9 protein-coding genes are annotated in these 10521 nt (G+C 43.6%); 5 read left to right on the forward strand and 4 right to left on the reverse strand.

Annotated elements, in window-relative coordinates; translation table 11 throughout:
- Positions 1–678 (reverse strand): ABC transporter substrate-binding protein (locus tag F6K38_RS28495; protein ID WP_287358426.1); only part of this gene is annotated, 678 nt, incomplete at its 3' end.
- 891 nt (positions 679–1569) lie between these two features.
- Here F6K38_RS28495 and F6K38_RS28500 point away from each other — a divergent pair.
- Both F6K38_RS28500 and F6K38_RS28505 read left to right on the forward strand, forming a co-directional pair.
- Positions 1570–3129, forward strand: a complete 1560-nt coding sequence (locus F6K38_RS28500) for a hybrid sensor histidine kinase/response regulator (RefSeq protein ID WP_131827023.1) — start codon at positions 1570–1572, stop codon at positions 3127–3129.
- 357 nt (positions 3130–3486) lie between these two features.
- Positions 3487–3705 (forward strand): hypothetical protein, encoded by a 219-nt coding sequence (locus tag F6K38_RS28505; protein WP_287358429.1) that lies wholly within the window; start codon positions 3487–3489, stop codon positions 3703–3705.
- Here the strand turns inward: F6K38_RS28505 and ftsH2 are convergent.
- Entirely contained in the window at positions 3696–5582 is a 1887-nt protein-coding gene (gene ftsH2 / locus F6K38_RS28510) for an ATP-dependent zinc metalloprotease FtsH2 (protein WP_287358432.1), read from the reverse strand. The two genes, F6K38_RS28505 and ftsH2, sit on opposite strands and share 10 nt — an antisense overlap.
- Before the next feature lie 480 nt (positions 5583–6062).
- Complete coding sequence (gene cpcD/petH, locus F6K38_RS28515) at positions 6063–7274, reverse strand: bifunctional rod-capping linker CpcD/ferredoxin--NADP reductase PetH (RefSeq protein ID WP_287250785.1); 1212 nt, start codon at positions 7272–7274, stop codon at positions 6063–6065.
- 568 nt (positions 7275–7842) lie between these two features.
- On the opposite strand from cpcD/petH, the gene F6K38_RS28520 reads away from it, so the two are divergent.
- Positions 7843–8853, forward strand: a complete 1011-nt coding sequence (locus tag F6K38_RS28520; protein ID WP_008179669.1) for a phosphoribulokinase — start codon at positions 7843–7845, stop codon at positions 8851–8853.
- 137 nt (positions 8854–8990) lie between these two features.
- Positions 8991–9305, forward strand: a complete 315-nt coding sequence (locus tag F6K38_RS28525) for a hypothetical protein (RefSeq protein WP_287358434.1) — start codon at positions 8991–8993, stop codon at positions 9303–9305.
- A 186-nt stretch (positions 9306–9491) separates the two neighbouring features.
- Here the strand turns inward: F6K38_RS28525 and F6K38_RS28530 are convergent, their stop codons facing one another.
- Positions 9492–10079 carry a TIGR04376 family protein gene (locus F6K38_RS28530; RefSeq protein WP_008179675.1) on the reverse strand — a complete coding sequence of 196 codons (588 nt, stop codon included), beginning with the start codon at positions 10077–10079 and terminating at the stop codon, positions 9492–9494.
- Between the two features lie 155 nt (positions 10080–10234).
- On the opposite strand from F6K38_RS28530, the gene F6K38_RS28535 reads away from it, so the two are divergent.
- Positions 10235–10414, forward strand: a complete 180-nt coding sequence (locus F6K38_RS28535; protein ID WP_287358437.1) for a hypothetical protein — start codon at positions 10235–10237, stop codon at positions 10412–10414.
- The last annotated feature ends 107 nt before the right edge of the window (positions 10415–10521 follow it).

Genomic DNA, 10521 nt, shown 5'->3' on the forward strand with positions numbered 1-10521 from the left:
GGACGAGTCATAGATAATGCGTCCATCAGGTTGAGCCAAGTTAGCCTGTTTTAGGAATGGTGCATAGGTAACAGCAATGTCCACATTCCCCACCTGGTAAGCTGCTGCTGCTCCGGCTGGATCCACATTCACCAAGGTAACATCAGCTTCACTCAACCCAACTGCTGTGAGTACTTTTAGTAGAAAGAAATGGCTAACTGCCCCTTTTTCAACAGCAATCTTCTTACCCTTAAAGTCCTTAATGCTACTAATACTGTTGCGGGCTAAGATGCCATCCCCACCAACGGAGTTATCCTCTACCAAAACAATGCGATAGTCTTTGCCCTTAGTTGCCAATAAGACTGCTTCAGAAGTTACAGGAGCAATAGCATCCAGTTTTCCTGCTAAAAAGCCAGAGATATAATCGGGATTATAGCCAAAGGTTTTCAGGTCAACCCTTAGCCCCAGTTCCTGAAAGAAGCCTTTTTTGAGCGCAATCAAAAGAGGAGTCAAACCAATCCAAGTGGTCACCCCTAGAGAGAAAGACATCGATGGGCTGGGCTTAGCATCACCCAAGTCATTGCCAGAAGATGTTTGCTTTGGGGGAGTACATGCCCCCAGGATAAAGGTGCTGGATGCAAAGATTAGCCATTGCAGAGTTTGACGCCTTGACAACAAGTTGAGTCTTTCTAGAACCATATCATCTTCCGTTATATCCGTTACATGGGTTAACCCATCCGTTTCCAGTTAACTTTTCCCTGAAGACGGTATATAAAATAACATTTTTTTAGATTTTTGGGGTGAGGGGTTGCACCCCTCATTATTTGTGTTATATTTAGATCAGTAGATGCACCCTGATGATTAAGAGAGCCGCAGTTGTGACTCTCTTATTTTTTTTTAGGGTCAGAGGGGCAGAGTGGGAAGAAGCAGACCAGAGGAAAAAAATTTGGTGTGTGCCTCACTAAAATTTGGGTAGGCTATGCATTGGCTTAAGTTGACTATTGCTAGTCCACAGTCAACAGTCCACAGTCAACAGTCCACACTTTGAGTAATTTCTTCTAGATCTTAATTGACTGCAAGCTCAAAAAAATCCCCAACAATACGGTTTTAGCAACTAGAGATGATCCAGGAAGATAAAGCAGGGGACTTTTAAACCTTCTCAAACTACTATCTGATTTGATTCGTCAAATAAATTGTTCCTGTGAGCATCATCCTTGTGCAGGTAAGATGCCTGTGCTAAGGTTGACAACTATAGTAATGTTTATCAATATATTTACAAGTCCGTTAGGTTATTGCGTCAGTTAACAATGCTGAAATTGAGGTTTAATAACCATTTGTTTATTATTTTAATTTTAAATTAATACCTTAATTAAATCCAAAACTAGTGAGAGGATATCTGAAAAGTTTTTTGATATTGAATTTTGCCCCCCTGACCCCCCAACTTTGGGGGAAGAGTCCATTTGCTTCTAAAAGTCCCCCAGAATTGGGGGATTTAGGGGGCTTGGATGTAGCAAATGAGACTTCTCAGACAACCTCTGAGATAAACCGTTATTAACGCTTACTATAATAACAGTATAAACTAGCTTAAATATGATGAATACTGAACAAAACAATGCTCCTATAATCCTGGTCGCCGATGATGATAAACAAACCCGGATAATGCTGCGTACAATTATGGAAAATGAGGGATATAACGTCGAAGATGTAGGAGATGGGCAGCAGTGTCTGGCAGCTTATACTGAGCTAAAACCCGATATAGTCTTGCTGGATGCTATGATGCCAGTGATGGATGGGTTTATGTGTTGCGCCCAAATCCAAAAGCTACTTAAAAATGAATCAACACCAGTATTAATGATTACTGGACTTAATGACCAAGCTTCCGTTGATTGGGCATTTCAAGTCGGAGCAACGGATTATATAACTAAACCCATCCAACCATCAGTTCTAAGGAAGCGTGTCCGTCGTCTGATCGAAGCTAATCGAGCAGAAAAAACCTTACGGGAGAGGGAGAAACAATATCGTTCTGTGGTAGAAAGTGTTAAAGAAGTGTTTTTTCAAATCGATGCCACTGGACACTGGATATTTCTCAATTCCGCCTGGACTACTTTCACTGGCTTTACTGTAGAAGAAAGTCTAGGGAAAAATTGCCTAAAATTTATTGATCCTGATGATCAGGAACGTTATCAACAATTGTGGCAGTCTCTAGTCAACGGTGAAAAGGATTCCTTTAAACATGAAATAAGATATGTTACCAAAACAGGGAAGTGCCGCTGGGGGGAGATTAATATTCATTCAAGCTTGATGATTGATGGTGTGGTTACCGGTTTTTCTGGTATGCTACAAGACACCACTGAACTTAGAAAAGCTCAAGCTTTAGAAAAAGAGAAAATCAAATTGGAAGCGGATATCCAAGAACGAGAACGTCGCTCAGAAATCATTCGTAAATCCCTAGAACAGGAAAAAGAACTCAGTGAACTTAAATCTCGGGTTATTAGTACGATATCTCATGAGTTTCGTACTCCAATGATGATGATTCAATCGTCTACCGAATTGCTAGCTAAGTACAGTGAGAAATTGTCAGAAGATAAAAGACTGAAACATTTTCAACAAATTGGATGGGCAGTTGAACACATGAATCAACTCCTGACCAATGTGATTTTCCTAGATAAAACTGAATCAGGGGAACTTGATTGTCATCCTGAATACTTGAATCTAGAGAAACTATGCCAAAAAATTATTAATAATTTACAGGTTACTTTAAGTAGTGACTATAAAATAGATTTTTCTACTCAGAGTAATTCTAGTCAAGTTAATTTAGATGAACAGTTAGTTGGACAAATTTTGACTAATATACTATCTAATGCGGTTAAATATTCTCCCCAAGGAGGCATCATTAAGTTTGACGTATTTTGTCAGCCAGAAGAAGCAATTTTAACTATTCGGGATTCAGGGATTGGTATTCCGTCAAAAGAAAAGCAACGAGTGTTTGACTCTTTCTATCGAGCCACTAATGTTGGTGCTATAAAAGGAACAGGATTAGGTCTGGCTATTGCTAAAAAATGTGTTGAATTGCATCGGGGTAAGATTAACCTGGACAGCGAAGTTGGTGTGGGAACAAAGTTTCAAGTAATCTTGCCATATTTGGATTAATCAATATAGCGGTTTTAAATTGGGTGAGGTAGTTTAGTAAAGGGAACAGCGGATCTGGGAACAGCGGATCTGGGAACAGGGAATAGAGAGCAAGGGGAAGAAAATTGGCGTTGCTGATTATGCGTATGGTTTTGCCCCCTTAGCCCCCCAATTCTGGGGGGAACAAAACTATCAAAGTCCCCCAGAATTGGGGGATTTAGGGGGCTTTAATAAAACCAAATGATCGCACATTCATTCCTTAATTCAGCAACGCCAGAAAATTCGCTATACTTGATTGCTCAAGAAAACCGCTATATTCAATGAACAAAATTACAACAATCCCCGACTTCTGAACAAGCCGGGGAAGCATAGTAGGTATTGGCATGGGTTCGATGCCCACTCAACTACCAATTAAATTTTGCTGTAGCCTTAACCATTAGATCCTCTAAAATCAGATCAACAGGCTGTTTGTTAAGGATTCACGGTCAACCTTCAACCTTCAACCTTCAACCTTCAACCTTCAACCTTCAACCTTCAACCTTCAACCTTCAAACTTCAACCTTCAACCTTCAACCTTCTTCAAGCCCTTATAACTGAGGTACATACTGTGGCTTCTCAGGCACATCGGTGTACTCAGCCACAATTTGACGGAACTCCTCACCATCAATAGTTTCTTTCTCAATCAACAGATCCACCAATCGGTCAACCGCATCTCGATTATCTCGAATGATATCTCGTGCTTCTTGATGGCAATGTTCTACAATTTGACGAACTTGCTGATCAATCCGAGCAGCAACCTCTTCAGAATACTCTGCCCTAGACATTAATCCGGCACCGAGAAAGACTTCTCCCTCTTGGCTTTCCAAGGACAGAGAACCTAAGTCACTCATGCCGTAGCGAGTTACCATTTGCCGTGCGATTCCAGTCAATTGCTGCAAATCACCACCGGCACCAGTAGTGACTTCCGCATCACCGAATACTTCTTCTTCCGCAGCTCGACCGCCTAACGCTCCAGTAATGCGAGCCAAAAGCTGAGATCTGGTAATTAAACCTTGCTCTTCACTAGGAGTAAACCAGGTTAGACCTTGAGCTTGTCCCCGGGGAATCAGGGTAACTTTCTGTACGGGGTCGTGATCCTTGACTAGGGTACCAATAATAGCGTGACCAACTTCATGATAAGCAATCAATCGCTTGTTCTTGCTATCTACCAGGGGAGTACCTTCCATCCCAGCCACTACCCGGTCAACCGCATCATTGATTTCCAGCATTGTAATCGCTTCTTTGCGACGGCGAGCAGTCAGGATAGCAGCTTCATTGAGCAGGTTGGATAAATCAGCACCAGTGAATCCAGGGGTCCGTCTTGCGATCACTTCAATGGAAATTTCTGAAGCCAGTTTTTTATCCCGAGCATGGACTTCCAAAATCTTAATCCGCCCTTTCAGGTCTGGGGGATCCACCATCACCTGGCGGTCAAAGCGTCCGGGACGTAACAGAGCTGTATCCAGCACATCCGCACGGTTAGTAGCCGCAATCACGATAATGCCGGTGTTTCCTTCAAACCCGTCCATTTCCGTCAGCAATTGGTTTAGGGTTTGCTCCCGTTCATCGTTACCACCACCAATTCCAGCTCCCCGTTGCCGTCCTACCGCATCAATTTCATCGATAAATATCAAGCAAGGGGCATTTTCCTTAGCTTTTTTGAACAAGTCACGAACCCTAGAGGCACCAACACCCACGAACATTTCCACGAATTCGGAACCAGAGATGCTAAAGAAAGGCACTCCTGCTTCACCAGCGATCGCTTTAGCTAAGAGGGTTTTACCAGTTCCAGGAGGACCGACGAGCAGCACCCCTTTAGGTATTCGTGCTCCGACAGCGGTAAACCGTTCCGGTTGCTTGAGGAATGTAACTACTTCTTCGAGTTCCTCTTTCGCTTCTTCGATACCGGCGACATCATCAAACAGGACCCCAGTTTTCGCTTCCATCATGAACCGCGCCCGGGATTTCCCGAAATTCATCGCTTGACCAGGACCACCATTCATGTTGCTGGAGCGACGGAATAGGAAAAATAATCCTGCAATCAAGAGAATCGGAAAAATTAAATTCCCCAGCAGTCCCCAAATTGCCCCATCATTGCGAGCGGGATGGGATGTCAGAGCAACATTAGACTCTCTAAGCTTAGAAATCAGTTCCGGCGCACTAATTGGCAGATCTACTCGCAGCCGTTGTAAGCGGTTATCAAGATCCACATCCACAGCTTCTACAATCGCTGTGCGACCACTATCATAGAGGTCAACACTAGTGACTCTACCGGAATCAAGATAATCCAAGAAGCGACCATAGGTCATGCGAGTACTGGCGGTATTACTACCCATATTCCCGGTAGTACTGGCAAATGTTCCCTGCCAAAAGAAAAAACCAATGACTAGGGCAGGTAATGTCCAGAGTAGGAGTATTCTCCAAGAAAATTTCATGTTTTATTCGCCTCTATTACTGGTAACGAATGCTGGTATCACCCTGTTAGGGAGGATCTGATTACAAAGCAAATCAAGATCAAATATCCATTCAATACCCTAAAACCGTTTGCCTATAGTATTAGAACTTACGAAGTTTAGTTGGTTTTGCCCCCCTGCCCCCCAATTTTGGGGGGTAATGATGTCAAAGTACCCCAGAATTGGGGGATTTAGGGGGCACTTGCGTAATTCCTGAGTATTTTTGTATTTTTGGTCAATACCTTTGAGGGGTATTGCCACATAACTCGTGATAACACAAGTTATTGTAACGTTATTTTAACTAAATTTAACATAAATCTCATTCTGTGAGCAAGGTAGTTAGAATCAACTCAAATAAACAGTAGCGCGCCTGTGTCCCTCAGCCCTATGGCCAAAAGAAACAGACGCGCTAGTTTGCTCTAAATCCTCCTTTTGGAGGATTTACTTTATACCAGCCGTAACCTAGTAGGTTTCAACGTGCCAGCGATGTGCTTTCTTCATTTGCTGTCTGTATGTAGTCCAATCTACATCCTCCTTAGCAGCTGCAGCAGTCAAAGCCTCATCAATACCACCTTCCATACCTTTTAATCCGCAGATGTAGGTATGGGTGTTTGGTTGCTGCATCAGCTTCCACAACTCGTCAGCATGTTCCGCCACCCTGTGCTGGATATACATCTTGCCCCCTTCAGAATTCTTCTGCTCACGGCTAATGGCATAGGTGAGGCGGAAGTTATCTGGGTTATTCTGCTGCATTTCTTCTAAATCATCTTTGTAGAGGATGTTAGGGGTAGTAGAAATACCAAAGATCAGCCAAGCCAAGCCCTTGAACTTGTAATCTTCGTGCTGCTCTTTAAACATCCGCCATAGGAAAGCGCGGAATGGTGCAATACCAGTGCCCGTTGCCATCATGATGATATTGGCATTGGGGTCCGATGGCAGCAACATCTCCTTACCGACCGGTCCAGTGATTTTAACATCATCCCCTGGATTCATATTGCACAGGAAAGTAGAGCAAACACCGTTTACGGTTTCCCCAGTTTCCGGATGTTTGTACTGCAGCTGTCTGACACACAGGGATACTGTCTTATCATCCAGGTCATCGCCGTGACGAGTAGAAGCAATGGAGTACAGACGAAGCTTGTGGGGTTTGCCTTTGTCATCAGTACCCTCGGGAATAATACCAATACTTTGACCTTCGAGATACCGCAGATCACCTCCAGAAAGGTCAAATTTGAGGTGACGGCAATTACCAATACCCCCTTCCCGGACTAGTTGTTCGTTTGATATACACTTACCAATGAAGGGGTTTTTGGGTCGATAGGTATTGACAGGGATATCATCTTTGGCCTTTTTGGGTTTCGCTTGAGTCATAGGCTTAGTTGTGTTTTCTGACTGGGTAGGCTTAGTTGTGTTTTCTGACTGGGTAGGTTGTGTTTGAGCCACTGACCCATTAGCGGCACTACTGGATAAAGGTTTAATGCTTACAATCTTCCCTCCCATGCGAGCAATACGCTGCATTTCCTGCTTCATGCGGTTATAGGGCACCGTCAACAAAACTGTGCCACTCTGACGAATCGGTCCATTTTGACGAAGACCGACTACCTCATAAAGGTAAGTGCGACTACCAAATTCTGTAACAGTGCTGGAATTAGTAGACTCGCTAGGACTGTACATTGCTTCTATTGCTCCAAACCAAACTGACTATGTATTGCTAACTATGTATTGCTAAGACTTGCCTTGGCACCACAAACAGACTCACGGTCGATGGGTGAGCGGCTAGCTAGTAATAACCCCGAATAATGCCTTATTAGCGTAACATTGTAAAGCTATGCCCAGTAATGTTTTTGGTTTATCAGGGAGAGAATTAGTGTAGAGGCACTGGTAGGCACTACTCTCAAGTTACATGATCAGTAACTCAAAAACTGTAAATCCTGAGTCAGTTTAATTTTTTCTTTAAAAAATGCCCAACAAACCTTAGCATAAGTACTAAGCGAGGTAATGCTACTGACAATCAGCCTTGTATAAGCAATCTGGTTTTGGTAGAATCCACTATGAGCAGCTAGTAGTAAATACTTAAGCAGAGCTTGGCTTTGGTCTTCCCTAGTGGTTAGTACTTAAGCGAGTGGATTTATGGTGGCATGTTATCAAGCACCACTATAAGCGTGTGTCAGATTGCTCCCAGGCTTGGGCTTTGGCTTACTGAAAACTGATTTGAGAATATGTTTTACGTTAGAGGGAAGATATGACCACAGATCTGGAGAGGGTGGTAGTTATAGGAGTTGCTGGAGACTCAGGATGCGGGAAATCAACGTTTCTGAAGCGTTTGACCGACCTATTTGGCCAGGAGTTCATGACGGTGATTTGTCTGGATGACTATCACAGTCTGGATCGCAAACAGCGCAAAGAAAAAAGGGTTACTGCCCTTAATCCTAAAGCAAATAACTTTGACTTGATGTATGAGCAAATCAAAGCGCTAAAAGAAGGTCGGGGCATAGACAAACCTATTTACAACCATGAGACCGGTGAAATTGATCCACCAGAACGGGTTGAGCCAAATAAAGTCATAGTCATTGAAGGTCTGCACCCTCTTTATGATGAGCGGGTGCGTGAGCTGGTTGACTTCGGCGTTTACCTAGACATTAGCGATGAAGTCAAAATCCAATGGAAAATCCAGCGGGACATGGCAGAACGGGGCCACCGTTATGAGGATATCCTAGCGTCGATTGAAGCTAGACGTCCAGACTTTGAAGCTTACATTGAAGTCCAGAAGCAATACGCTGATGTGGTCATTCAAATCTTTCCCACACAGCTGCTTCAGGGAGAGGCAGCTAAGGAAAGCAATCTACTGCGGGTGCGCCTACTTCAGAAGGAAGGGGTGGAAAACTTCGACCCAGTTTATCTGTTTGATGAAGGGTCAACCATCGACTGGAGACCTTGTGGTCGCAAGCTAACCTGTGCTTATCCTGGTCTGAAAATGTACTATGGGCCAGACAGCTACATGGGTAACGAAGTCTCTGTACTAGAGGTAGATGGTCAGTTCGATAACCTAGAGGAGATGATTTACATCGAAAGTCACCTCAGCAAGACCTCAACCAAGTACTATGGAGAGATGACCGAGTTATTGCTCAAGCACACCGATTATCCTGGCTCTAACAACGGTTCTGGGTTGTTCCAGGTTCTCGTTGGTCTGAAGATGCGGTCAACTTATGAAAGCTTAGTATCTGGTGAAGCCAAAGTAGCAGCCAAGGTGTAGTATGGTCTACAGGAGCTGATGGATAAATGTTTGCGTGACTCCAATTCCATCAGCTTCCTCAGACGGAACAAACCGAATCAGAGCATAAGATTGGCATGGTATCGGATAGAGTTATAAGAATTTGGATAGCCAGTGTTTTGGTGTTTTTTGTTATGGTGGAAATCTACCAGTGGGTTAGACACGTAACTCTACCACTACCGGTGTTTATCTTAGCAGGAGCCTTATTAGCGATCGCTTCTAACTATGGCAAGCATCCAGGCTGGATTTTTCGCCAGCCTTCCTTCCCATCTGATTCATCTGATGCCAATCCAAGCCAAGGCAGCCAAGACCAAGACATTGCCAATACTGCTAAATTAAACGCTACAAAGCAGTCCTTATTTCCTACCTTGCCTCTCCCACAAAAATCAATTTCTTTTATTATTAATCGTCCTTTTGAAAAAAAAGATGGATGAAGAATTCATGTCATCTTTCAGCCGTTGGGCTTTGTCTCACCCTAAGCGATCAGCTTTGTGGATCAGGCTTCTAGCCTGTGAAATAACTCAGATGAAACGAATGCTTACCTCTTTGATTCAAAAGCTGATAGCTGATAGCTGATAGCTGATAGCTGATAGCTGATAGCTGATAGCTGATAGCTTAGATCAACCGTTCATATTCCGCTTCATTTGCTCCAACTCTTCATCCATTTCCCAGCTTTTAAACTGTTGCTCTAAAGGGTCTACACCAGAAGGGATATTGTATTGGTTACTGTTGGTAGTCTGATTCCAGGCAAATGTCTGGGAGTTCTGCTTAGGCTGAGAACTTGCGCGAGCTGCTGCTGTATCTCTAGCTTTAGCCTGCACTTCAGCGCGATGGTTTTTAATCTGTTCTTGGAGTTCCTTGGCTTTCGTAATTCGCTGTTTAACCCCTTCCATCTGGCCCCAAAGCTGATTGCCTTGACGTAACAGAGCTGCTTCTCGCTCTTGAGCTGCTTTAGCCCAATCAAATCTGTTGTGGGACTTCGCCTTGTCAATACGCTCATGCCAACGTTGAATGTCTTTGGCAACGGCGAGAATTTGGTCTTGCAACCGCTTTTCCTGTTGCTGTAAGTCAATAATTAGCCGCAGTGTGTCTTTTTCTTGCTCGCGCAACTGCTCCTCTAGTGCCTGTAACTCTAGATGAGGATTGTTGCGGAGAAATTCTTCTAGACGACTTTCTAGAAATCGATTCAGGTCTTCAAATAGTCCCACTGCACCACTATCCTATATCCTATTAGATCATATATTTTTAACTCTGTTATATCAACATATCTCAGCTTATCTGAAATAGCTACAGGAATGGTATAGCAGAAGTCAGAAGTCAGAAGTCAGAAGTCAGAAGTCAGAAGTCAGATGTCAGATGTCAGATGTCAGATGTCAGATGTCAGATGTCAGATGTCAGAAGTCAGATGTCAGATGTCAGATGTCAGATGTCAGATGTCAGATGTCAGAAGTCAGATGTCAGATGTCAGAAGTCAGATGTCAGATGTCAGATGTCAGATGTCAGATGTCAGATGTCAGAAGTCAGTGCGGCTTGTTCCTACTAGGAGCCTCTAGAAAATAGAGGGGTATGAGTAGGGGACTTCGCGAGGAATAAAAACCTCAAAAGTCTAACTGTCTAACGGATGCGGGTGAAAACCCCGCCCTTCAGGAG

Source organism: Moorena sp. SIO3B2 (assembly GCF_010692525.1).
Lineage (GTDB): Bacteria > Cyanobacteriota > Cyanobacteriia > Cyanobacteriales > Coleofasciculaceae > Moorena > Moorena producens.

Excerpts from the sequence above, each read along its gene's own strand:
- F6K38_RS28520 (WP_008179669.1), top strand. The coding sequence starts at position 7,843 with ATGACCACAGATCTGGAGAGGGTGGTAGTTATAGGAGTTGCTGGAGAC.
- cpcD/petH (WP_287250785.1), bottom strand. The coding sequence starts at position 7,274 with ATGTACAGTCCTAGCGAGTCTACTAATTCCAGCACTGTTACAGAATTT.
- F6K38_RS28535 (WP_287358437.1), top strand. The coding sequence starts at position 10,235 with ATGTCAGATGTCAGATGTCAGATGTCAGATGTCAGAAGTCAGATGTCA.
- ftsH2 (WP_287358432.1), bottom strand. The coding sequence starts at position 5,582 with ATGAAATTTTCTTGGAGAATACTCCTACTCTGGACATTACCTGCCCTA.
- F6K38_RS28500 (WP_131827023.1), top strand. The coding sequence starts at position 1,570 with ATGATGAATACTGAACAAAACAATGCTCCTATAATCCTGGTCGCCGAT.